We start from the raw sequence: 23468 nt of genomic DNA on the forward strand, positions 1-23468 counted from the left end.
CTTCCACGAATGAGGCCGCCTGTCGGCGGGAAATTCTTCAAAATTGAAAACAAAATTTTTCATTTAATTTTCTTCCTCGCTAGTAGAAAATGATCCTGTTTAATTTTGAATCAAATTTTGAATAATTTCCCTGCGAAGCAGGCCATACCTCCCACGCCTTCGAAGTTTCCCTCCAGTCGGAGGGGCTAGTGGAGGCTCCTATAATACTCCCCGAAGTCCTTGTAGCCAGGGGGAAGCTGGTGGTGCTGCAGATTGGGCAACACCTCCTTCAACTGTAGGAACAGACGCTCGCCAGGCGCATCACGATCGGGAAACATGTGGAAACCCCCTCCCGTCCTCCCCAAGAGGGAGGAGCTAAGACTACGAAGCAGTTCCTTGTCTTTTTGCGTGAGCAGGGTGGCAGAGGGAATGGCGATGGCCTTGTGACCCGCCGAGAGCATGGCCCAGCAGTCAGAGCAGCCCTCGGTGATGAAGAGCTGTTCGCCCGGTCGCAGCATGTTCAACACAGGCAGGTTGTAGATGCCGCATTGCGAGCCCTGCGGGAAGCGGAAGCGGGGCAGGGCGCCACGCACCAGATTCCTGTTCTGCACGCCCACTAGTTTGCCTTCGCGATTATAATAAGGTATTTGCAGCCAGGGCACACCTTGCTTGTCGCGCCACGACGTGAGGCGGCACCAACGAACCACGCGCTCATCCAAACGACGCTCCTCGTAGAGGAACCTGCGTGCCTCGTCGTTCAGAAAGGGATGCTCAAAGAAGCGTTCGTAGCGATGAAGACTCACCCCCAACCCCTCCCTGTGAGGGAGGGGAGTGGTTACCTCTTGCTGCTTCCATTCATCGAGGATGATGTTATGTTCGTCGGCCAGCCAATGGCAGGCGGCTTTGAAGTCCATGTGCAGGTGGCGCATCACCAGGTCGATGGTGCCACCCGAGGCTCCGCACACGAAGCAACGGTACGTGTTCTTGCTCACCTTGAACGAGAGACTAGGGTGGCTGTCGTCGTGAAAGGGGCAGAGGCACTTGTGCCTCACTACCCTCAGTCCGAGTCGCTCGGCGACCCCCTCGATGGGGAGGTCGCGGAGCTTTTGCAATTCATGCTTTTCCATATTTTCAATTCTTCAATTTTTCAATTCTTCAATTTTTCAATTCTTCAATTTTTCAATTTTTCAATTCTTCAATTCTTCAATTTTTCAATTCTTCAATTTTCAATTTTCCCCAAGTACTCTTCCGTCTTAGTGTACAGTCCCGTCTGGGCAGAGTAGGTGATGAACTTACGATGCATCCATTGGTACAGCTGGTTCCTGGTTCCCTCCTTATTCTTGCCAGACTCCAAGCGAAGCGCCTCCAGCTGTGCTTCGTTGAAAGTGTCGGGTAGCGAGTCGAGCATGTTTTTGGGACCTGCTTTGCTTGCCTCTTGGATGCTGGTGTCGCCACCATTCAGCATATCTGAGAATATGCGCAATTTGCTCCAAATGTCGCGATAGAGCAACCATTCCACCATCTCGCCCATGGCCTTTGTCCACGTCTGATTGTTGAGAACCCAGAGTATGCAGCCTGCCTTCCATGCCGACACCAATGCACGCTTCGACATGTCCCAAAGCACGTCGTCGTCGGTCAAGTCCGCCATCGATGCCATATCCTCAGCCAGCTTGTCGGCCAGTTTGTTCAGCGGACGGATGATATAACGCCCTTTGCAAAGGTCGAGTCGTGACAGATATTCGTCCAACTTCTGATAGAATTCGTCGGAGTACTGACCCTGCCGCGGAATGCGTCCGCTACGGCTGGTTCTTGCCTTATAGGAAAAGACCATTCGGCCGAAGGTACCATTGAAAAGCTCGTTCTTATAGAAGCTTCGTGCGGCAATCGGAGTCGATGAGATGGTCATGCAGGCCCGAAGGATGGGGTTGCCAGTCACACCATCGGCCGTTGCTCTCATAGCACCTGCACGAGCCTTGTCATAGATATTTCGGAGCATGTGCGACACCTGCCTACGACCGCCACAAAGTCCGTCAGCCATCTCGACCTCAGGCAGATTGAAGTATTGTGTTCTTCCTCCCAAAGCCTCACAGCCCATGGCGTTGAGCAGGAAGCTTGCACGCGTGGTATCAGTCGGTGGAAAGAGGATGGCCGTATCCGGACGGGCAGGCTTTTCCTTGTTGGCTCCGCGGGTCTTTGTCTGCTTAGCCCATTCCACCAGTTTCTTCAATTCCTCTTCATCGTGCTGACGAAAATCACGGCAAATGGCTTCCACCAAGTTGCCTAATTGTCCCTTGTTATTACCCGAATCGGCTACGAGATGTGCCATTTGGCCACACATTTCCTTCCAACTGAGGTCTGGGTACTGAAATTCCGAACCACTAATGTGTGCGCCAAGTACAGGGAAAAGCATTGGAACAAGGGGTTCGTGCATGTCTTTTGACGTCTGTGAGAGCAGTAATTTAATGCATTCTGTACCTTTTCCGAGGTTAGGCATCTCGGGAGCCTTTGATTTACTGATGTTGTATTTCATTGATTATTAGCTTTTTAGATGAATTATACTTTCTGTGTTCTTACAGTCTTACAGTCTTACAGTTGTTTTTTTGAGGGGTATGCTTTTCTCGGTTCTATATATAACTATCTATATATCAATTAATTATATAATAATATAAGGTGTTGCGTACCTCATTTTTTTAATTGTAAGACTGTAAGATTGTAAGATTCCAGTTCTTCACTTCTCTACCAGGCATTCCAACGCCCACAGTAGTTCATTGTAAACGGCGAGCGCATATCGCTCTGGCGAGAAGCGAGGTCCCATCCTCAGTTTCTTGAAGTTCAGGCGCGGACTGCCATTGTCGCTCATAGTGAGGGAGATATACCTCCCGTTGAACAGCTTCGGGTTGCGCTTCACTCGCTTTTGATTAGCGGTCTCCACGAACGTCATGTACTCGTTGTACTTGAAATCCTCGCACACCACGTGGCGCGTCAGCACGCCCTGATAGCCCTTGCCAGCCTTCATGCGTAGGTCGTTCTTCAAATTTGTTTTTACGTCCACGCACAGTTCAATATTGGTTTTCATTTGAACTTTTCTCTTTCCGGGAAAGCCTCCGTCTCACACGAGGGTCCCTTCCATCCAACCAGGAGAGTGAGACAGCCTTCGGTCTACGCTTGGCATTTCTCCCGTTGTTTGGCGAGTGCAAAGGTAGGGCTTGTATGCTAACGGAACAAAAAATAAGAATAGCGATAAACAGCCGTATATTCATCGCTATTTATCGCTATTCGTTTTGACAGTTCCTGACGATTATTTCTTGCTAAAAAGCGTTTTGTAGGGCTCCAGCTCTTCCTCCGAGAAATAACCTCCAGACCGATAATGAGTAAGGTGAGGCTTGACAGAGGCGGCTTTCACACCAAATTCCCTATCAATACTTGGTGCCGAAACATCGCGGCTGATTTTCCCTGCCTCTATGCCCCCGATGATGACCAAAGCCGACTGCTTCACGTTGTCGGGTTTCAGGTTCTGCTTAATGATACCTACAATCTCGTCGGCTTCTGCTTGATTGATGATGTAGTCGGAAAAGCTGGTAGACCTGGCGCCAGAGGTGCACAAAGGGGTCGGTTCTGCTGTGCACTCTTGTGCCTCGCTGAGGAAAGCGTCGAACCATCCGTCGGGTAGGGGAACGCTGAAAATCTGACGGAGCGTGGCCGACCACCCCTCCCACTTATGACTGGCCACCACCATTGTGAGTCGTTCAGAAAGTCGGTAACGATAAAACCTGTTCCTACTGCTGTTCACGGCCAAAACGGCAAAGCCGAAGACAATGCCCACCGCCTTGCGTATCTCGTCGTCGCATACCTGTCTGTCATGTCGCCTGTATTCATTCACTTTTCTGAGCCAAAGACTCTCGAGTTCAGGCAGGATAGCCTCGCCCTTCTCGGCAATGACGGTCAACAGCTCGAGCGCCTCCGTGATGCATTCCTCAGAGTTTAGTCCGAACTGCGGCAGCTCGTTTTCCAACTGAAGACCAATCGTGCAGATGGCCTTGTAGAGCTCATTCTCGGCATACTGCTCACTTACGCGCCTTATGTCGTCGTGTAGGAACCTCTGATTCATTCAGGTAGTTTTTAGTCTGTTCACCAATCAAGTTAAACCACGCCTCAAGTTCAGTCTTGTCGTCAAAATTGCGACTGCCCAAACTAAAGTTGTTCAACACATCGAAAGACAGCGGATAGTAAGCCCTCACGTAGTCGTTGATGCGATAGGTCTTAAACTCCTTGAAGGTGATGCTGATGTCATAGCCGTTCTCGCTGCACAGACGCACCATCTCAGCCATGTCTTTGTTCTCCTGCGAAATCCTAGCATGCGAGTTCTTGTCGAACTCCATCGTGAAGAAACCTTTCAAAGCATCCGAAATCTCAATCGTCTTAAGCATCGCCTTCAGGTGGGCAGAATTAACCTCCGTACCGTTCGACTTATTGATTTTCTTGGGATTCAGAAACGAGAACGAAACCTTACGAATAAAGTCGCCATGTTCAAACAAACGTTCGTGCACAAACTCCCAGATATCCTTTGGGTTCATCCTCGCCTCTATGCGCATCTCCAGGTCGAACAAGTCGCCAAGCATACGGTTGAAGTTCTCCAGTATCACATCGCGCAGCATGTCGGGTCTGCTTCCCCAAGCCGACGATTTCTCAATAGCCATCAGTCCCACACCAGGCCGATTATCTATCAAAATATAGCAATAAGGGTTCGACTCAATCTCCCCCTTCTCATACCTGTCGAACCCATTCTGGTCCTTTCCCGCACGCTTCCACCAGTCCTTAAACTGACTATTGTTCACGCGCCAAAGAAAGATTCCGTCAGCTTTCGCCAATACATCATTTGGCAGCAAGGTCACAACCTCGCCATTTTTCTTCTTAGCCAGTTTGTCGATGCTGTTTCCATCAAACAGACTTGCAAAGCACGTCTGAGCATGTTTCACATATTTAGCCCCATCGATACCCTCGGCAGCCGCCAGAACTGTAGGCGTTTGTGATTTATGAAAATCGAATTTGTAGATTGCGTAAAGAGATCTTACTTTTTCCATTCAGTTAAGCGTTATGGTGAATACAAATAAATCCGTTCTTATGTTGCCCTTTCAGCAAAGGAAGCGCAAAGTTACAAAATTTTTCACTCATAAAGGAATCAGATTCCATATTTTTACTTATCTTTGCAACAAAACCTATTAGTTATTAGCCTTATGAAAAATTTATTGTACATATTATTATTTTTCCCTGTATGTCTATTTGCTCAGGGAACAACTTCTGAACCTGTAAATGATTTAGGTGGTAGCTTTTTAGATGCTTTCCCGCTAGCTACTCGTCCCATTGCTCTGGAGGTGTTAAAACAGTCAGATTATATGGATAGATCAATGACCTGTAAACTTCCAAATGGGGAAACAATAACGGCTCTTTTAGATGATTCGCTAGCATGTGATTCTTTTTGGCGTCGTGTGTTTGATGCGGTTACGGTTAGAGAAATATGCAATGTGCCCTTTGGCTCTTCCTATGAAAAGACCAAGAATATTCTACAGAATAAATATGGTGATTACGAGAGCCTATTCTCTGACAAGGATAGAATAATATATAGAAATAAGAAATATGCTGGTTTGGATTTTAACAGTATGTATTTCTTGTTCCAGTCTGATGGGGTGAACAGCTATTTTAATTCAGCTATTTTTGTTATCGAATGCGAAACAAAAGCCGATGCTATGAAAGAGAAAGCCTTACTGGATGAAAAGCTTAATAAAAAGTATATAGGTTTCTCTGTGCTGAACGACGTAAACGAACCCTATTCGATAGGAGGTTTAGCTCCAATTTGGTCAGAGGATGGCGTAGATTTTGGCTTGCATGTAGATATAATAAAATATGATACCACCAATAGCCTGACTAAGAAACGCTATGGTCTGCGCTTAGTATATGGTCCATATAATTATGTAAAGGAGGATTTTTGATAGATGAATATGGATTTGTTTTCTTCGCTGGAAATTAGGGAGTGCGACTATAAGGATGAACATTATTCGGCTCGTGAAGATGGGGCAGTCATGCGTCATCGTAGGGTAGGAAAACCTAAGCGGAGACTTGATAATGTTTGGACTCGAGGTACCCCTGGTGCTGGTGGGTATCTTTGTATTGCTGGTGAACGTGTAAATAGAATTGTTGCAACGGCTTTCCATGGGTTACCCCCAGATGAACAGTATGTAGCAGATCATATTGATACGAATTGCCAAAACAACAGGCCAGATAATTTACGATGGGTAACAAAACAAGATAATCTTCTAGAAAATGAGATTACTCGCAAGAAGATTGAACTGGTATGTGGAAGTATTGAAGCTTTTAAAGAAAACCCATCGTTGCTTTATGGGAAAGAAAAGAAGACCAATTCTTGGATGAGAAGTGTTACCCAAGAAGAAGCAAAGAACAGTTTAGAAAATTGGACGCTATGGGCTAGAACGGCATTGCCTAATCCTAATTATAAAGAATGTGAGCATCAGATTGGAGAATGGATTTATGATAAGCCTATTGCCAAATCATCAAGAACGCCATCTTTTTCATTTACGGGGCATGTTAGAAATAAAACAGAAATACCAATAAAAGAAGCATACGAAAGTAATATTATGGATACAGAGGAATGGCTCGCTAAGACCTTTGGAAACAAGGAAAATAAGATAGACGTGCCATCGAATGGAGATTGGGATACAATTGAAGGTTCTGATAGTTTAGAATATACGGAAACTGATTACATATCTGATTCTCTGACCCCGCTTGCAAAACAAAAGAATTGGCGAACGCCTTCAGAGTTCCCTTGTTGTCCTCAGCAATTTTCTGGTAATCCTCTTGAAGTGTACATGAATGGCCTGGAGGAAGGGAAATTATTTTGCACAAGCAAATATGGAGATTCGCATGTTTTGCAATTTGGAATGACTCAGGATAGTTGTTTGTGGGTTATGTGTCGTGTTCATATTGGCCCCAATACACATGCTTTTACCAAAATTACATTTGAGGATGGATTCTTTTGTCATGAGAATGTAGGCGCTTTTGACATAGGTGATGAACCTGAAAAATTATTTAAGTCTATACTAAGTGGAGAAATAGAGATATGATAGTATCGTCAATGACATATTTGGAAGCTCACAATGAGCTTGAGAAAGAGGAAGAGAAAGTGAAAAGATGGGCAGATAAATTGGCGCCTAAAGTTATCAATCGATTAAAAAAATCATTATCCTTCCCCGAGTACCATATTGAAAAGTATAAGAATCCCGTATCAAATAACGAATACCGTATTTTCTATTATAATGATATGCAGAATAGAGCTACGGTTAGTTCTAAGTGCACAACGGCGCTCGAGCTTGCTCGCTTGGCTTGCCAAGAACCGACCCTTTTGTGCACGAAGCAGGCTAAACCTCTCTGCGGGAGGGGCTAGGGAAGGGCTTCTATCCCCCCTCCTCAACCTCGCTGCCATACTTGTCCTGCTCGCGAATGTGGATACCGTTGAGCATGGACTTGATGCGATGGTTGTCCACCATGCGGGTCTCGGACTGGAAGGCAATGCGGATGGTACGGCTCTGAGAGATTACATGAGAATGGAAGGGCACAAAGGTACACACAAAGTATTAGGCTCTAAAAGACGTACTTTCAGAGCCTAATACTATATGAAAAAAGGAATGATTATTGCCAGAGTGGTTCATTCTGCCAATTTCGAGTAAAGCCCATCTGGAGAGGATTTACTGTCGGATATTTAGCAAGCAATGCCTTGAACTCTTTTACAAAAGTATTTGCAGGATTAATACTATTCAACCAATAGGTAATACAGCATAACTGTGGATACAAACGATCGTCAGGGAAAGAAAAATCTGTAATCCATTTTTGTCTCATTCGAGGGGTCATTTTGGGGCGTACAGGGAAGTGAGCATTCCACAGACGAGCATGGTGAGCACAACAGTTGCGCACAACTGTAAGACTTTCAAGCCAACTGCGTAAGTATTCATGTTGTGGCATGTCAAAGTCGCGCGCAACACGTTTCATCACATTAAAGTTATTCATGTTCTTATACAACTTAGACAATGTTCCAAACGAAGCCACTTCAAGAGTCTTCCAAGATGGCGGGAAGTCAGGTGAATCATACTTTCTGAAATGCTCTAAAATAAAGTCATCGTGACTTCTATTCAACTCAGTTCTTAGTGTATCAAGATTCTTTTGGTATAGACCTGGATTGGCAGCTAGTGTTGCGTCAATGAACCAGAAAGCGCCATAGGTAATAGCGAAATGCTGATTGATTTTTGTTCGTGCAGCAATCTCTATGTGTTGGATGGCATTGAAAACAAGAGCGCGAAGCTCCATGTCAAAATTATAGAGTTCGAGTACACTCTCAAATCGGCTACCTTGACGGAATATATGTGGGTGGCTATTAACTTCCATTACCCTCCAATAACTTGCGAGGCGGAAGTAACTGATATAGTTCAAGATGGTTAAAGCCTTTTGTTCGTCTCCAAAAATTAACCCTCGTTGCTTCAGAATATTTATCTGGTCAGCGAGGGATAGTGGTTGTTTGTTATAGTGCATAAACTTATATTCAAAGAAACGTCCCACCCTGGTCCGCTGGCCTTGCGACGAGAAGCGTGGTGGGATTTGTTATTGCAAAGTTAGCAACTTTATTTGAGATTTCCAAGTTTTTTTTAAAAAATCGTCATTTTATGCATCCATTTTCTTAAGTGCACAACAGCGCTCGAGCTTGCTCGCTTGGCTTGCCAAGAACCGACCCTTTTGTGCATATTAGCTTGAACCTTGCGCAGCCCCTCCCCTCCCATGTAGGGGAGGGGTCGGGGGTGGGGTCAGTGTTGTTCTAACTGCCAATGGAGATACAGACCCCACCCCTGCCCCTCCCCCTCCCCTTGAAGGGAGGGGAGCTTATGAGCTTAGCCTGCTTCGATAGTGCGGAAGGTTAGCCTGCTTCGCAGGGAAATTATATAAAATTTGATTCAAAATTAAACAGGATTTTATATCCTTCGGCTTGTGTCAGACAGGGAGAAAATATAAATGAGAAATTTTGAATCAAATTTTGAAGAATTTCCCGCCGTAGGCGGCTCCAATCGTGGAGAAATACAAATAAAAAGCGAGTCTTTTTTATTTTGTTCTTTGCTCACTTATTCGTACCTTTGACTGCGTCTAAGGTACTATCGCTCGAAAGAAAAAAGAAAAAAACGGTTTTTTCTTTTGTTCTTTACTCGTTTCTTCGTACCTTCGCAGTCAGAGAATTCAAGATTATGGTGCTGGAACTGAACGAAACACTGATAGAGGGAGCCGAAAGGACGGTGTCGATGCTCGCCGAAGAGGGACAGATGATTTGTCTCACGGGGGGCAGCGCGCAGATCCGAACGGGACTGTTGCTGGCTATGATGGGCTTGAGGGCGGTGAAGAGTGGCTACGTGTGCATAGATGGCGAACCATTGTCGGCAGAGATGGCCGACGAGTTTAGGGCGCTGATGGCATATGCTCCCGATCGGTTGACGGCCGAGGGTGAGGTGAAGCGCTATGAGCCGCCCACGGTTCAAGAGGTGTTCGAGCTGAAGGCCAACCGCGAGTTGCCTATCTCTAATGGCTTATTGGCTGAAGAAATGAAACGTACGGGTACGGTGGGCGACAAGGCACGCTTGCTGGCTGTGGCGGTGCTGAGGCAAAAGCCTATTCTGCTGGTTGACAATCCCGCTGCGGCATGTGCCGACTACTTGCAGAGACTGGCACAGCAGGGGGGAAAGCTTGTGATAGCGACGAGCACAGAACAGGCGATTGTGGCTGCCTCTGATATGGTGGTGGAACTGTAGGGCGTTTACTTAATAAAAAAACGAAAGAACAATGGAAATACAATCAATGATAGGTGTGGTGTTGCTGCTTTTGCTGCTGGCTGGAGCCGTGGCTGTATTGGCATGGACGGACCATAAGTCGCTGTGGCGCGTGTTGAAGGCTTTTGCCTCGTTGACGCTGCAATTGATGGTGGTGGGCGGCGGCGCCTGGGCGGTGTACCACTACAACACTATGTGGATTAGTGGGCTGTGGCTTGCCACCATGTTGATACTGGCTACGGGCTGGTGTATGATGGAAGGCCGACTGAAGCATCGCAACATGCTGATACCTGTGGCTGGAGCCGTGACGGGAGGTTGTCTGCTGGCGGGTGGCTTGCTGATGTGGTGCTTTGGTAGCAAGACGATGGTTCCAGTGGTAGGTGTGCTGTTATACTACTTGACGGTGTCTGTGGTTCGGATGATGCAGACTTACGCCAATAGCTTGAGGCATACTGTTGCACATCGGGCCTACCTCACAGCCAATGGAGCAACACGCATAGAGACGCTGATGCCCAGCGTGAAACGGGCCCTGAGGGCCTCGGTGATGGCACAGATAAAACAAATGGCACAGCCACTGGTTGTGGCTATGCCAACATTGTTTTGCGGTATGCTGCTGGGCGGTGTGCAACCACTGTTTGCGGTGGTGGCCATGCTGCTGCTGACGGCAGCTGCCTTTGTGGCCTCGGTTGTGGCTACACTACTATTCTTGATATTGGCCGAGCGCTTCTCGTCACTGGGCAAGTAGGAAGGCCTTGAAGTCGGCAAAGTCCTTCGTCATGGGCACACTTTGCTTTTGTCCCTTCATGAAGGCTGCCAGTCGTGCGGGTATCTCAACATCGATGCCCAGTATCTCATCGACTTTCTCTTTAAACTTAGCTGGATGGGCAGTCTCACAGAAAATGCCTATCTCGCCGGGCTTGAGTTGCTCTTCGAGGGCACGATAGCCACAGGCACCGTGCGGGTCGAGGATATAGCCCGTCTCCTTGTAGCACTGGCGCATGGTCTCCTTGATCTGCTCGTCGCTATAGGTGGCACCGCTGATGAGCGAGGTGATGCGCTGGTGGGTCTCCTCGGGCGAGAGTTTGCCATTCTCGCTGTAGAGGTTGATGATGCGGGCGAAGTTTGAGGGGTCGCCTACGTCCATGGCATTTGCCAGTGTCTGCTTAGAGGGCTTGGGGTTATACTGACCCGTCTGCAGGTAGTTGAAGAAGATATCGTTGGCATTGTTGGCAGCGATGAAGCGCTTCACGGGCATGCCCATCTGATGACCGAAGAGGGCAGCACAGATGTTGCCGAAGTTGCCTGAGGGCACGCAGATGGTGATGTCTGATGTCTGATGGCCGAGGGCTGAGAGTTGAGCTACTGCATTGAAGTAGTAGAACGCCTGAGGCAGGAAACGTGCCACGTTGATAGAGTTGGCCGAGGTAAGCTTCATGTGATTGTTGAGTTCAGCATCCATGAAGGCACTCTTGACCAGCCGCTGACAATCGTCGAAGACGCCATCTACCTCGATGGCGGTGATGTTCTGGCCCAGCGTGGTGAACTGACACTCCTGGATGGGGCTTACCTTGCCTTTAGGGTAGAGCACATACACGTGAATGCCTTCTACTCCTAAGAAGCCGTTGGCTACAGCCGAACCTGTGTCGCCACTGGTAGCTACGAGGACATTGACCGTCTCATGTTTTCCTTCTTGTTTGATAAAGTATTGCAGCAGGCGAGCCATGAAGCGTGCACCCACATCTTTGAATGCCAAGGTTGGACCGTGGAAGAGTTCCAGTGAGTAGATGTTTTCTTTCACCTTGACAACGGGGCAGGGGAACTGCAGGGTGTCATAGACCAGGTCTTGCAGGCTGTCGAGGTCCACATCGTCGCCAAAGAAAGCGCTGGCTACGTTGTAGGCGATATCCTGAAACGACATCTTCGACATGTCGTCGAAGAACTGTTTCGGCAACTTGTTGATAAGCTCGGGCATGTAGAGTCCGCGGTCTTCGGCCAAGCCTTTCACCACGGCCTTGTGCAGGTCTGCCACAGGGGCTTTTCCATTGGTGCTATAGTATTTCATCAGCAATGATATTATTTAGTTTCTGTTTTATTGTCTTCCTTGATGACGTAGCGCAGATAGTAGGTCTGAAGCAACGTAGTCATGGGCAGGGCGATGACCATGCCGAGGAGTCCCAGCAAGGCGCCCCATACGGATAGCGAGAGCAGGATGATGGCAGGGTTGAGCCCCGTGACGCGTCCCATAATCTTTGGTGTGAGGATGGTGTCCTGAATGGTTTGTACCACGGCAAACACCACGAGTGCCATGCTGAGCACCATCCAGAAGTTTTGTCCTGTCTCTGCCGACTTCACGATAGCGAGCATGATGGTGGGTATGAAGCCCAGCAACTGCAGATAGGGCACCATGTTCAGCAGGCCGATGAACAGTCCGAGGGCGATGGCCAGCGGAAAGTCGATGATGAGGAAGCCCACGCTGAAGAGCACACCCACGCAGAAGGCCACCATCGCCTGTCCGCGGAAGTATCGGTTCATACCTGTTTCCACATCGCTCACCACCTGTTGTGCTATGTGTCTGTATTTTCGGGGCAGCAGCTTGACCCAGCCTGTGGACATGCGCTCGTAGTCGAGCAGAATGAACAGCGTGTAGAGCAGTATCATGGTGATGGAGAAAAGACCCATGACCATGTTGACCGACTGACTGGCAAAAGCCCAGAGGCGCGGTACGGCAGCCTTCATCTCGGTGATGAATCCCTCGTGGGTTATCACGGATTTCAGTTGCTCGGCACTGAAATGGTCGTGGATGAATGTCTGCAGCGCATCGGGGATGTTGCTTAGCATGGCGTTGCTCTCGGCATAGGCAATGATGAGGTCCTTGATCTTGGCTGCTTCGTCGATGAAAGGCGGTACAATCAGGATGAAGCCACCCCACGCCACCAGTCCCACTGTGATGAAAGCGCAGATGATGCCTGCAATGCGATATTTCAAGCGCAACTTGAACTGGAAGAACTTGACCAGAGGCAGCAGCATGTAGGCTATGAACCACGCAATGAAAAACGGGGTGAGCACGCTGCTTAGACGGTTGAGCAACAGGTAGATGGCCACGCAGATGATGGCTCCCATGATGCCCCTGACAAAAGCGTCGAATGTGATAGTCTTTCGTTCCATACCTCTGGTTGTTTTTGAGTGATACTAAATGCTCATGAAGGTCTGCATAAACTCATTGAGGCGCAGCAGACCATAACTGCCTGCGACGCACGATTCCTCGTCGTAGTGCTCCACATGGTCTGGTTGAATACCTTTATAATATATAAGGAAAGGCACGGGCTCGTTGACATGGATGCGCTGCTCGACAGGTGTGGGATGGTCGGGAAGGATAGCGATGCATACAGGCTCATCCATCTTCTCTGTTGCTTCGAAAATGGGCTTTATAAGACGTTGGTCTAAGTAGTTGATGGCCTTGAGCTTCAGTTCAAGGTCACCATCATGGCCAGCCTCGTCGGTAGCTTCCACATGGACAAACACGAAGTCGTCCTTCTGAATGGCCTCGATGGCAGCCTGCGCCTTACCCTCGTAGTTGGTGTCTGCCAGACCTGTGGCTCCAGGCACCTTGATGATGCGAAGACCCGCATATTTGCCAATGCCCTGAATCAAATCGACAGCAGAGATAACGGAGCCCGACTTAATCTGTGGGTACAGTTGCATCAGCGTCTGCATAGAGGGACGATAGCCTCCACTCCAAGGCCAGATACTGTTGGCCATGCGTTCGCCACGTGCAGCCTTGTCGAGGTTGTATGGGTGCTGGGAGAGTAGTTCTTGAGAGCGCACTATGAGAGTGTTGAGGAGAGCAGCTGTGAGACCCGCCCCCAGCCCCTCCCTGTGAGGGCGGGGAGTGGTTACCTTTTTCGTTTCTTCATTGTCTTGAGAGTAATTACTCCCCTCCCTCTCAGGGAGGGGCTGGGGGGTGAGTCTGCGCCACTCCTCATTCGGATGATCGTGTGGCGGTGCACAAGTGATGTGCTTGTTTCCACCCTTGATGATGAGTAGGTGGCGATACTGGATGCCACAAATGAACTTCACAAGCTCGTAACCCGCCTTGTCGTTGATAGGCTTTGCCAGGTGCTCGTTTAGGTAATCAATAAGCACGCGGGCATCTTCCGTCTGGAGGTTGCCACCATTATGGGTGATAATTTTGCCATCCTCAAGAGTGATGATGTTGCAGCGGAGTGCCAAGTCATCGGGTTGCATCTCATAGCCAATAGATGCTGCTTCCAACGGACCACGTCCTTCGTACACTTGGTTTAGGTCATAGCCCAGAATAGCCGTGTTGGCCACTTCAGAACCAGGCTGAAATCCCTCGGGAATGGTAATCAGTCGCCCTGTGCGACCAGCTTTGGCCAAACGATTCATGTACTCAGGTCGGGCATATTGTAGAAGTGTCTTCCCGCCTAGTCGTGCCACCTTGTGGTCTGCCATGCCATCGCCTAAAATGATGAGATGTTTCATAATCAGATATTTGCTATCGACATAACGTTTGCGAATACACCTGCTGCAGTCACTCCAGCACCGGCGCCATACCCCTGTATAAGCATAGGATACTCCTTATAGCGCTCGGTGGTGAGCAGTACAATATTGTTTGAGCCCTCGAGCCCATAGAATGGATGACGAGGATCTACAGCTTCAAGCGATACAGATGTCTTGAATTCGGGAGACTCAGCATTCGTGGAAGTAGGCATCGTCTCCATCTTAGCAACAAAACGCCAGCGCTTATGCTCCTTGGCAAGTTCCTGGCGCCGAGTTTCGAAGTCGGCATCGAGTGAAGGCAGATTCTTCCAGAATTCATCAAGTGAGCCCTCGAAGAAACTGTCGGGCATAAACAGATGTTTTTCTACATCCTCTTGTTCTACTTTATAGCCTGCCTCACGTGTCAGGATAACCAGTTTGCGGATGACATCTTTGCCACAGAGGTCAATACGAGGATCTGGTTCAGAGTAGCCCTTTTCCTTAGCCAGTCGTACGGTCTCGGAGAAAGGAACCTCTCGTGAGATAGTGTTAAATATAAAGTTCAGGGTACCACTGAGCACAGCTTCAATACGTAGAATCTTATCGCCAGAGTTCAATAGGTCGTTGATGGTGCCGATGATCGGCAATCCAGCACCTACGTTGGTCTCAAAGAGAAATTTTACACCACGTTTTAATGCCGTTTGTTTTAGACGGGCATAGTTGTCGTAAGCCGATGAAGCTGCAATCTTGTTGGCTGTAACCACCGATATGTTATGGTCAAGAAAGTCTTGATAGAGGTTGGCCACCTGTTCGGATGCTGTACAATCGACAAATACCGAGTTGAAAATATTCATGCCAATTACCTCTTGTTTTAGTTTGCTGATATCACTATTTTGAAGTAGTTCACGGTATCTGCTCAGGTCAATGCCATCACGATTGAATACCGCCTTTTTCGATGAGGCAATACCCACCACATTGAGTTTGAGCTGCCGTGTTTCCTTTAGCGTCTCGTATTGTGAACGAATCTGCTCGATGAGGTTGCCGCCAACCGTACCAATACCGCAAATAAAAAGATTGAGGACTTTGTATTCTGATAAGAAGAAAGAATCGTGTAGCACGTTTAGTGACTTGCGAAGATACTGCCCATCGACAACAAACGAGATGTTTGTCTCGGATGCACCCTGAGCACATGCAATGACACTTATACCCGAACGTCCTAGTGTGCCAAACAACTTGCCTGCTATACCTGGCGTGTGCTTCATGTTCTCGCCTACGATAGCAATAGTGGCCAATCCGCTTTCTGCGTGCATGGGGAACATGGCACCTGTCTCAATTTCTTTGGCAAACTCCTGATTCAGCACATCTACAGCCTGTGTAGCCTCCTCGTCGCGAACACCAATAGAGGTAGAGTTTTCTGAAGAGGCCTGTGAAACCATGAAGACCGAGATGCCATTCTCTGCCAATGTGGAGAAGATGCGACGGTTGACACCAATAACGCCCACCATCGAAAGACCCGTCACCGTGATTAGCGTGGTACCACTGATTGACGAGATACCCTTAATAGGCTTCGAGTCGTTCTCAATCTTCTGTTTGATAAGTGTGCCAGGATGACTGGGGTTGAAAGTGTTTTTGACCTTAATAGGTATGTTTTTTACACATACTGGATAGATGGTAGGCGGGTAAACCACCTTGGCACCAAAGTTACATAGCTCCATGGCCTCTACATAGGATAGCTCGTTGATGGTGTAGGCAGTCTTGATGACACGAGGGTCGGCAGTCATGAAACCATCCACGTCGGTCCATATCTCGAGAACTTCGGCATCAAGCGCAGCGGCGATGATGGCAGCTGTGTAGTCGGAACCACCACGTCCCAGATTTGTAGTCTCGTTAGTGTCGCGGTCGCGAGCGATAAAGCCTGGCACTACAGCCACGGTGTTGCTGTCGGCAGCATTGCAAATCGGTGCGAAAGCATCTTTCACTAATAAGTTGGTTAGTTCGGCATCGAGCACGTGTTTACCTTGTTTTTTTACAGTACGGATAAAGTCGCGGCTATTCATGCGGCGGCCACCTTGAATCAGGTTGGCCACGATGTGGCTGCTCAGACGCTCACCGTAGCTTACAATGGTTGCTTCGGTCTTTGGACTGAGGTCGTGAATCAGGTAAACACCATAATATATAGACTTTAACTCTTCGAAAAGTGAATTGATGATATCAGACAATTGCTGATGCTTTTCTTGCTCTTTGAAAAGCGTGTCAATCATATCCAAGTGGCGCATGCGTATGCTGTTGAACTCAGTTTTCCATGAATCATCGCCTGCAAGCGCTATTTTGGATGTGGCAATAAGACGGTCTGTGATGCCGCCAAGGGCGCTGACTACAACAATAACGGGTGTCTTCTCTGCCTCGACGATACGTTTTAAACTGAGGATGCTATCCACGGAACCTACGCTGGTGCCGCCAAACTTCAGTACTTTCATTGATTTAGTTTTTATATTACAAGGTGCAAAGGTAAGTAAAAAATGTGAAATATCGACGATGATAGAATATTTTTTTTGTACCTTTGCACTTGAAATGATAAACGAATACCAATTACGTGTGTTGCCACAGGTGGCAGCCGACGGGGCGGTGCTCCGCAAACATATTGCCGAAGAACAGGGACTGGCCATCAGCACTGTGAAGGCTGTGCGTGTGTTGAAACGCTCGATAGATGCCCGTCAACGTACCATCTTCGTGAACTTGAAGGTGCGTGTGTATGTGAATGAGCTACCTACCGATGACGAATATGAACATGTGGACTATCGCGATGTGAGTGAACGTCCGCAGGTGATTGTTGTCGGAGCAGGTCCTGGTGGTCTGTTTGCTGCCCTGCGTCTCATTGAATTAGGCTATCGTCCTGTCGTGCTGGAACGAGGCAAGGATGTTCATGAACGCAAGAAGGACTTGGCAAATATCTCTCGCACCCAACAGGTGGATGGCGAAAGCAACTACTGTTTTGGTGAAGGCGGTGCTGGGGCTTATTCAGATGGTAAGCTCTATACTCGCTCGAAGAAGCGCGGTAACACGGAGAAGATACTACGCGTGTTCTGTCAGCATGGTGCTTCGACCAATATCTTGGCCGATGCTCATCCGCACATTGGTACGGACCGACTGCCTCAGGTCATCGAGGCGATGCGCAACACAATCATCCGTTGTGGTGGTGAGGTGCATTTCCAAACCAAGATGACGGCGCTGCTGATGGAAAACCAGAAAGTGACGGGCTGTATAGCCGATGAGAAGGAATACCGGGGACCGGTCATTCTGGCTACAGGCCACTCGGCACGTGATGTGTATCGCTATTTGGCAGAAGCCAATATCCAGATTGAGGCCAAAGGTATTGCTGTGGGTGTACGACTGGAACATCCGTCGCAGCTGATAGACCAGATTCAGTATCACCGCAAAGAGGGCAGGGGACAATGGTTGCCTGCTGCAGAATACTCGTTTGTGACACAGGTAGAGGGACGTGGCGTCTATTCGTTCTGCATGTGTCCCGGCGGTTTTGTGATTCCAGCAGCCACAGGTCCAGAACAGATTGTCGTCAATGGTATGAGCCCCGCTAGTCGAGGAACGCAATGGAGCAACTCGGGAATGGTGGTAGAGGTGCGTCCAGAGGATCTTCAAAATGAAGAGATGTCTCCCCTTGCAATGATGCATTTCCAGGAGCAATTGGAGAGAATGTGCTGGCAACAGGGCAATATGAAGCAAACAGCCCCCGCACAACGTATGGCTGATTTCGTAAACGGCCGACTGAGTAGCGATCTGCCTAAGAGCTCGTATGCGCCAGGGTTGATAGCTTCACCACTGCATTTCTGGTTGCCGAAGTCTATATCTTCACGTCTGCAACAGGGCTTCAAGACGTTTGGACGTCAGGCTCATGGCTTCTTGACCAATGAAGCAGTAATGATAGCTGTGGAGACGCGAACCTCGTCGCCAGTACGTATTGTTCGCGATGCCGAGACATTGCAGCATGTACAGATAGAGGGTCTTTTTCCCTGTGGCGAAGGAGCCGGCTATGCTGGGGGCATCGTGTCGGCAGGTGTCGATGGCGAACGATGCGCAGAGATGTGTGCCCTCTATATGGAAAAAATTGTGTAAAGAAGCTTGGTGATTTCATTTTTATTCCGTATCTTTGCTCACAGATAGTAATTAACCCTGTAAATCTAAGCGTATATGAATAAGGAGGAAAAATTTGTGATTACCATCAGTCGCCAGTTTGGCACAGGTGGACACGAGATTGGAGCAGAGTTGGCACGCCGTCTTGACGTGAAATTACTGGATAAACAGATATTGAATGAGGTGGCACGCAAATTCTGCGCAGTAGAAAATGCCGTAGAGAATATCGAAGCCAGAAATCCTTTGTGGCGTGATGATTTCACGCAATTCTACCGCTCGTATATGGCGGGGGCGGAATATAGTGGGCAAGAGCACGATCAGACCTCGCGCCAGCTGTTTGAAGCGCAGGCAGAAGTGATAAGGAAGATTGCTGCACAGGAGTCGTGCGTCATCGTAGGACGATGTGGCTTCCACATCTTCCGTAATCATCCCAACGCCTTGAAGATATTTGTTCATGCCGACGATGAATGTCGCAAGCAGCGCATAGGAAGAAAGTATGATATCTCTGAGAGTGATGCTGCAGCAATGATAGTGGATAATGACTATAGTCGCGAACTCTATACAAAGACCTTCACAGGGAGCGACTGGCAGGATGCACGCAATTATGACATTGCTCTCAATGTGAGGAAGTTTGGCGTTAATGGCGCCGTGGACTTCCTGATGAATGTGATTGATCCCTTAAATTAGATATGGCATTTGGTAAATGGATTGGAGGGTGGCTAGGATGGGCTGCCTATGGTCCCCTGGGGGGGCTGATTGGGTTCGCAATAGGTGCGATGTTCGACACCGCAACGGATAAAGGAGAAGGAGGCACGTCCTCCTTCCGTCTTGACAACCAGCAGTCGCGTGAGGGCGAACGCAACAGCTTCTTTGTGTCGATGTTGGTGCTGGCAGCCTATATCGTAAGGGCCGACGGTAAGATTATGCACTCGGAGATGGAACTGGTGAGGGGCATGCTTCGACAGAACTTTGGACCTCAGGCTGCTGTTCAAGGTGAAGAGTTGATACGTCAGCTTTTCGACGAACAGAAACGCATAGGTGCTGAGGCGTATAAACAAAATATTCGTCAGGCTTGTATGCAGGTGGCATCACATGTGGACTATTCAGGACGTCTGCAGTTGCTCAACTTCCTGGTGATGATAGCCCAAGCAGACGGACGGGTAGATGCTGTCGAAGTGACTGCACTTAAAGAAGTGGCACAATGGATGCAGATGTCTGCTCAGGAGGTCGATTCAATGTTGCATTTGGAGGGCAACTCGTTGGAGGATGCCTACAAGGTGTTGGGCGTCAGTCCTGACGTTAGCGATGCTGAACTGAAAAAGGTGTATCGAAAATTAGCATTGGAACATCATCCCGACCGAGTATCGGCACTGGGAGATGACGTGCGACGTGCAGCCGAAAAGAAATTTCAGGAGATCAATGCGGCAAAGGAACGCATCTGGAAAGCCAGAGGACTTTGAGAACTGAGAACTGAGAATTGAGAACTGAGAGGTGAAACAGCCTGCTATTATTGTTCCTGAAGGGTGTACGGAAGTGCTACTGCATGCTTGTTGTGCACCTTGTTCGTCGGCCATTGTTGAGTGGCTGATGAGTAATGGGGTGCGTCCCACCATTTTCTATTATAATCCTAATATTTGGCCACGCGAGGAATATGAGATTCGAAAACAGGAGAGCAAGCGACATGCGGAGGGCTTGGGATTGAAGTGGATTGATGGCGACTATGATCATGCGGCGTGGCGTTGTGGCGTGCAGGGCTTGGAGAACGAGCCGGAACGCGGTGGGCGCTGCGAACAATGTTTCACGTTGCGATTGACCAGAACGGCTGAAAAGGCACGCGAATTGGGATTTCGTTTTTTCGCCACGACATTGGCTTCTAGCAGGTGGAAGAGTCTGGCACAGATAGAGCAGGCAGGGCAGAAAGCTATGGCAGCAGTGCCAGGCACAGAGTTTTGGGCTCAGAACTGGCGTAAGGGTGGTTTGCAGGAACGTCGTAATCAATTGCTAAAAGAAAAACGATTCTATAATCAGCAGTATTGTGGTTGTGAGTTCTCGGCTCGAAACGGTGCCAACACGAAACCACTGCTGCGTGCACAGATGCGTGAGGCCAAACGTCAACACCAATCACAACTGACAAGGATGTCGGCAGAGGTGGTAGAGCGACTCAAGCCTCTTGTTGCACATAGCTCGCAGATTCTTGCCTACTGGCCTTTGTCTGACGAGGTAGATATACGTCCACTCGTAAACCTATTGATTGCCCAGGGAAAAGCTGTCGTTCTCCCTAAGGTTACAGGCACTATAACCATGGAATTGCGCCGCTATAGTTCTCCTGATGATCTGAGGGAAGGATCTTATCATATCATGGAACCTATGGGCGAGTTGTTCACCGACTACGAAAAAATAGATACAGTCCTTGTTCCTGGCATGGCTTTCGACGCAGCAGGTCATCGTTTAGGACGTGGTAAAGGTTATTATGATCGGTTCCTTCCACGGTTGTCTCATGCCAGAAAGATTGGCGTCTGTTTCCCCTTTCAGCGTGTGCCTGAGGTGCCGACAGATGAACACGATGTGATGGTGGATGATGTAGTGGGATAAAAAACGAGACTCATAATTTGTGGGTCTCGTTTTTTTATAGTACCTTTGCACCACAATAAATATTATATATAATATGTTCGAAAATTTAAGTGAGCGACTGGAACGGTCGTTCAAGATACTGAAAGGTGAGGGTAAAATCACTGAGATTAACGTAGCCGAAACTTTGAAGGATGTGCGTCGCGCGCTGTTGGATGCTGACGTAAACTATAAAGTAGCCAAACACTTTACCGATACGGTGAAGCAAAAAGCTATGGGTATGAACGTACTCACCGCGATCAAGCCAAGCCAGTTGATGGTGAAGATTGTTCATGATGAGCTGACAGAGCTGATGGGAGGTAAGGCTGTAGAGCTGAACCTTGAGGGACGCCCCGCAGTCATCCTGATGTCAGGTCTTCAGGGTTCAGGTAAAACCACCTTTACGGGAAAGTTGGCGAAGATGTTAAAGGAGCGCCAGCACAAGAAACCCTTGCTGGTGGCTTGCGATGTATATCGTCCTGCAGCTATCGATCAGCTGAAAGTGGTGGCCGAATCCGTAGGAGTAGATGTATATACCGAGGACGGAAATAAGAACGTCGTAGAGATTGCTCAAAACGCTATACGTAAGGCGAAGCAGGAAAACTATAATGTAGTCATCGTCGATACTGCCGGTCGATTGGCTGTTGATGAGGAGATGATGACGGAAATATCGAACCTGAAGCAGGCTGTCAATCCCGATGAAACACTCTTTGTGGTTGACTCAATGACTGGTCAGGATGCCGTTAATACCGCTAAGGAGTTCAATGAACGATTGGATTTCGATGGTGTCGTGCTGACTAAGTTGGATGGCGACACACGAGGTGGTGCAGCATTGAGTATCCGCACCGTGGTGAACAAGCCCATCAAGTTTGTGGGTACGGGCGAGAAGATGGAAGCTATCGACGTGTTCCACCCTGCACGAATGGCCGATCGTATCTTGGGTATGGGCGACGTCGTGTCGCTGGTAGAACGTGCTCAGCAGCAATTCAACGAGGAAGAAGCCAAGCGCCTGGAGAAGAAGATAAGAAAGAATAAGTTTGACTTCGACGACTTTATGGGTCAGATTCAGCAAATCAAGAAGATGGGTAACATCAAGGAATTGGCTGGAATGATTCCAGGTATTGGCAAGGCTATTAAAGATGTAGATATCGATGACAACGCTTTCAAAAGCATTGAAGCCATCATTCAGTCGATGACACCCAAGGAGCGCCAGAATCCGGATATCATCAACCAGAGCCGCAAACTGCGCATAGCGAAAGGCTCGGGTACGAAATTAGAGGATGTAAACCGACTGATGAAACAGTTCGATCAAACCCGTAAGATGATGAAAATGGTGACGGGTATGGATCGCTCGAGAATGGCGCAGATGGCAGCAGCAATGAAGAATATGAAAGGCGGCATGCCCAAATTTTGATTAACCCTAGTCTTATAGGCCCTTTCATGGGCCTATAAGACTTTATAGACCAATATGATATGCAACTAATAGACGGAAAAGCAACAGCGGCTGCCATCAAGGCAGAAATCGCAGAAGAGGTGAAAAACATAGTAGCCAATGGAGGTAAGCGACCTCATTTGGCAGCTGTGTTGGTGGGTCACGATGGCGGTTCGGAAACCTATGTGAAGAATAAGGTTCTTGCCTGTGAGGCTTGTGGATTCAAATCGACCCTTATTCGTTATGAAGATAACGTCACAGAGGAAGAACTCTTGGCTTGTGTTGATAAGCTGAACAAGGACGAAGATGTTGATGGATTTATCGTACAGTTGCCCTTGCCAAAGCATATTGATGAACAAAAAATCATCGAAGCAATTGACTACCGTAAGGATGTGGATGGTTTCCATCCTATCAACGTGGGTCGAATGGCAATTGGTCTGCCTTGTTTTATATCGGCTACTCCATTGGGCATCATTACTCTGTTGAAGCGTTATGGCATTGAGACATCGGGCAAGAAGTGTGTTGTTCTGGGTAGAAGTAATATTGTTGGCAAACCAATGGCACAGCTCATGATGCAGAAACAATACGGAGACTCAACTGTGACCGTGTGCCACTCACGCTCAAAAACATTGAAGGAAGAGTGTCGTGCTGCCGATATTATTATTGCAGCTATTGGTAGTCCTGAGTTTGTGACTGCCGACATGGTGAAAGAGGGTGCTGTTATCGTTGATGTAGGCACAACACGTGTGCCCGATGCAACCCGCAAGAGTGGCTTCCGACTGACTGGCGATGTGAAGTTCGATGAGGTCGCCCCTAAGTGTTCGTTCATCACACCCGTTCCTGGTGGCGTAGGTCCTATGACTATTTGTTCGCTGATGAAGAATACACTGGCTGCAGGCAAGAAGGAATATTATCGATAAACGAATGCT

At 48.3% G+C, this 23468-nt stretch carries 21 protein-coding genes; 10 read left to right on the forward strand and 11 right to left on the reverse strand.

Going from position 1 to position 23468, the window contains the following annotated elements; all coding sequences use genetic code 11:
* Positions 1-185 precede the first annotated feature (185 nt).
* The 5 genes from L6472_RS04425 to L6472_RS04445 all read right to left on the reverse strand — a co-directional run bounded on the left by L6472_RS04425 (position 186) and on the right by L6472_RS04445 (position 5060).
* Positions 186-1106, reverse strand: a complete 921-nt coding sequence (locus L6472_RS04425; protein WP_237807412.1) for a CHC2 zinc finger domain-containing protein — start codon at positions 1104-1106, stop codon at positions 186-188.
* Between the two features lie 92 nt (positions 1107-1198).
* Complete coding sequence (locus tag L6472_RS04430; protein WP_237807414.1) at positions 1199-2509, reverse strand: hypothetical protein; 1311 nt, start codon at positions 2507-2509, stop codon at positions 1199-1201.
* 198 nt (positions 2510-2707) lie between these two features.
* Complete coding sequence (locus L6472_RS04435) at positions 2708-3055, reverse strand: hypothetical protein (protein WP_237807416.1); 348 nt, start codon at positions 3053-3055, stop codon at positions 2708-2710.
* A 222-nt stretch (positions 3056-3277) separates the two neighbouring features.
* Positions 3278-4087, reverse strand: coding sequence for a hypothetical protein (locus L6472_RS04440; protein ID WP_237807418.1), 810 nt, complete (start codon positions 4085-4087; stop codon positions 3278-3280).
* A complete protein-coding gene (locus L6472_RS04445) occupies positions 4044-5060 on the reverse strand; it encodes a hypothetical protein (RefSeq protein WP_237807419.1) in 1017 nt (338 codons plus the stop codon). The genes L6472_RS04440 and L6472_RS04445 overlap by 44 nt, the downstream gene beginning before the upstream one ends.
* 153 nt (positions 5061-5213) lie before the next feature.
* On the opposite strand from L6472_RS04445, the gene L6472_RS04450 reads away from it, so the two are divergent.
* Positions 5214-5966: a hypothetical protein gene (locus tag L6472_RS04450; RefSeq protein WP_237807420.1), complete on the forward strand. Its 753-nt coding sequence runs from the start codon at positions 5214-5216 to the stop codon at positions 5964-5966.
* A 9-nt stretch (positions 5967-5975) separates the two neighbouring features.
* Complete coding sequence (locus tag L6472_RS04455) at positions 5976-7115, forward strand: HNH endonuclease signature motif containing protein (protein ID WP_237807421.1); 1140 nt, start codon at positions 5976-5978, stop codon at positions 7113-7115.
* Positions 7116-7445: 330 nt separating this feature from the next.
* Here the strand turns inward: L6472_RS04455 and L6472_RS04460 are convergent, their stop codons facing one another.
* Positions 7446-7619 carry a hypothetical protein gene (locus L6472_RS04460; protein ID WP_237807422.1) on the reverse strand — a complete coding sequence of 58 codons (174 nt, stop codon included), beginning with the start codon at positions 7617-7619 and terminating at the stop codon, positions 7446-7448.
* 61 nt (positions 7620-7680) lie between these two features.
* Entirely contained in the window at positions 7681-8574 is an 894-nt protein-coding gene (locus tag L6472_RS04465) for an Abi family protein (RefSeq protein ID WP_237807423.1), read from the reverse strand.
* Between the two features lie 701 nt (positions 8575-9275).
* On the opposite strand from L6472_RS04465, the gene L6472_RS04470 reads away from it, so the two are divergent.
* Positions 9276-9833 carry an ABC transporter ATP-binding protein gene (locus L6472_RS04470; RefSeq protein WP_237807424.1) on the forward strand — a complete coding sequence of 186 codons (558 nt, stop codon included), beginning with the start codon at positions 9276-9278 and terminating at the stop codon, positions 9831-9833.
* Between the two features lie 31 nt (positions 9834-9864).
* Complete coding sequence (locus L6472_RS04475; protein ID WP_237807426.1) at positions 9865-10596, forward strand: ABC transporter permease; 732 nt, start codon at positions 9865-9867, stop codon at positions 10594-10596.
* On the opposite strand, the gene thrC is transcribed toward L6472_RS04475, so the two are convergent.
* Genes thrC through thrA form a run of 4 tightly spaced genes read right to left on the reverse strand, consistent with a single transcriptional unit; the run spans position 10582 to position 16828 of the window.
* Entirely contained in the window at positions 10582-11913 is a 1332-nt protein-coding gene (gene thrC / locus L6472_RS04480) for a threonine synthase (RefSeq protein WP_237807427.1), read from the reverse strand. The genes L6472_RS04475 and thrC overlap by 15 nt on opposite strands.
* 11 nt (positions 11914-11924) lie before the next feature.
* Complete coding sequence (locus L6472_RS04485) at positions 11925-13016, reverse strand: AI-2E family transporter (RefSeq protein WP_237807429.1); 1092 nt, start codon at positions 13014-13016, stop codon at positions 11925-11927.
* A gap of 24 nt (positions 13017-13040) precedes the next feature.
* Positions 13041-14354 (reverse strand): cofactor-independent phosphoglycerate mutase, encoded by a 1314-nt coding sequence (locus L6472_RS04490; RefSeq protein WP_237807431.1) that lies wholly within the window; start codon positions 14352-14354, stop codon positions 13041-13043.
* A 2-nt stretch (positions 14355-14356) separates the two neighbouring features.
* Positions 14357-16828: a bifunctional aspartate kinase/homoserine dehydrogenase I gene (gene thrA, locus L6472_RS04495; RefSeq protein ID WP_237807432.1), complete on the reverse strand. Its 2472-nt coding sequence runs from the start codon at positions 16826-16828 to the stop codon at positions 14357-14359.
* A gap of 94 nt (positions 16829-16922) precedes the next feature.
* On the opposite strand from thrA, the gene L6472_RS04500 reads away from it, so the two are divergent.
* From L6472_RS04500 to folD, 6 genes are all read left to right on the forward strand, one after another.
* Entirely contained in the window at positions 16923-18482 is a 1560-nt protein-coding gene (locus tag L6472_RS04500) for an NAD(P)/FAD-dependent oxidoreductase (RefSeq protein WP_237807433.1), read from the forward strand.
* A gap of 75 nt (positions 18483-18557) precedes the next feature.
* Positions 18558-19187 (forward strand): AAA family ATPase, encoded by a 630-nt coding sequence (locus L6472_RS04505; protein ID WP_237807434.1) that lies wholly within the window; start codon positions 18558-18560, stop codon positions 19185-19187.
* Positions 19188-19189: 2 nt separating this feature from the next.
* Positions 19190-19960 (forward strand): DnaJ domain-containing protein, encoded by a 771-nt coding sequence (locus tag L6472_RS04510; RefSeq protein WP_237807435.1) that lies wholly within the window; start codon positions 19190-19192, stop codon positions 19958-19960.
* 31 nt (positions 19961-19991) lie between these two features.
* Positions 19992-21092 carry a 5-formyltetrahydrofolate cyclo-ligase gene (locus L6472_RS13615; protein WP_370640885.1) on the forward strand — a complete coding sequence of 367 codons (1101 nt, stop codon included), beginning with the start codon at positions 19992-19994 and terminating at the stop codon, positions 21090-21092.
* 73 nt (positions 21093-21165) lie between these two features.
* On the forward strand, positions 21166-22521 hold the full coding sequence (gene ffh / locus L6472_RS04525) for a signal recognition particle protein (RefSeq protein WP_237807436.1): 1356 nt from the start codon (positions 21166-21168) through the stop codon (positions 22519-22521).
* Between the two features lie 59 nt (positions 22522-22580).
* Complete coding sequence (folD, locus tag L6472_RS04530) at positions 22581-23459, forward strand: bifunctional methylenetetrahydrofolate dehydrogenase/methenyltetrahydrofolate cyclohydrolase FolD (RefSeq protein WP_237807437.1); 879 nt, start codon at positions 22581-22583, stop codon at positions 23457-23459.
* Positions 23460-23468 lie beyond the last annotated feature (9 nt).

Origin of the sequence: Prevotella sp. E13-17, from assembly GCF_022024035.1 — a bacterium.
Classification (GTDB): domain Bacteria; phylum Bacteroidota; class Bacteroidia; order Bacteroidales; family Bacteroidaceae; genus Prevotella.

Coding starts and splice junctions, on each gene's coding strand:
- L6472_RS04475 (WP_237807426.1), top strand. CDS start 9,865: ATGGAAATACAATCAATGATAGGTGTGGTGTTGCTGCTTTTGCTGCTG.
- L6472_RS04505 (WP_237807434.1), top strand. CDS start 18,558: ATGAATAAGGAGGAAAAATTTGTGATTACCATCAGTCGCCAGTTTGGC.
- L6472_RS04445 (WP_237807419.1), bottom strand. CDS start 5,060: ATGGAAAAAGTAAGATCTCTTTACGCAATCTACAAATTCGATTTTCAT.
- L6472_RS04465 (WP_237807423.1), bottom strand. CDS start 8,574: ATGCACTATAACAAACAACCACTATCCCTCGCTGACCAGATAAATATT.
- L6472_RS04455 (WP_237807421.1), top strand. CDS start 5,976: ATGGATTTGTTTTCTTCGCTGGAAATTAGGGAGTGCGACTATAAGGAT.
- L6472_RS04430 (WP_237807414.1), bottom strand. CDS start 2,509: ATGAAATACAACATCAGTAAATCAAAGGCTCCCGAGATGCCTAACCTC.
- L6472_RS04470 (WP_237807424.1), top strand. CDS start 9,276: ATGGTGCTGGAACTGAACGAAACACTGATAGAGGGAGCCGAAAGGACG.
- L6472_RS04490 (WP_237807431.1), bottom strand. CDS start 14,354: ATGAAACATCTCATCATTTTAGGCGATGGCATGGCAGACCACAAGGTG.
- L6472_RS04440 (WP_237807418.1), bottom strand. CDS start 4,087: ATGAATCAGAGGTTCCTACACGACGACATAAGGCGCGTAAGTGAGCAG.
- thrA (WP_237807432.1), bottom strand. CDS start 16,828: ATGAAAGTACTGAAGTTTGGCGGCACCAGCGTAGGTTCCGTGGATAGC.
- L6472_RS04450 (WP_237807420.1), top strand. CDS start 5,214: ATGAAAAATTTATTGTACATATTATTATTTTTCCCTGTATGTCTATTT.
- L6472_RS04485 (WP_237807429.1), bottom strand. CDS start 13,016: ATGGAACGAAAGACTATCACATTCGACGCTTTTGTCAGGGGCATCATG.
- L6472_RS04510 (WP_237807435.1), top strand. CDS start 19,190: ATGGCATTTGGTAAATGGATTGGAGGGTGGCTAGGATGGGCTGCCTAT.
- L6472_RS04435 (WP_237807416.1), bottom strand. CDS start 3,055: ATGAAAACCAATATTGAACTGTGCGTGGACGTAAAAACAAATTTGAAG.
- L6472_RS04425 (WP_237807412.1), bottom strand. CDS start 1,106: ATGGAAAAGCATGAATTGCAAAAGCTCCGCGACCTCCCCATCGAGGGG.
- thrC (WP_237807427.1), bottom strand. CDS start 11,913: ATGAAATACTATAGCACCAATGGAAAAGCCCCTGTGGCAGACCTGCAC.
- L6472_RS04500 (WP_237807433.1), top strand. CDS start 16,923: ATGATAAACGAATACCAATTACGTGTGTTGCCACAGGTGGCAGCCGAC.
- folD (WP_237807437.1), top strand. CDS start 22,581: ATGCAACTAATAGACGGAAAAGCAACAGCGGCTGCCATCAAGGCAGAA.
- ffh (WP_237807436.1), top strand. CDS start 21,166: ATGTTCGAAAATTTAAGTGAGCGACTGGAACGGTCGTTCAAGATACTG.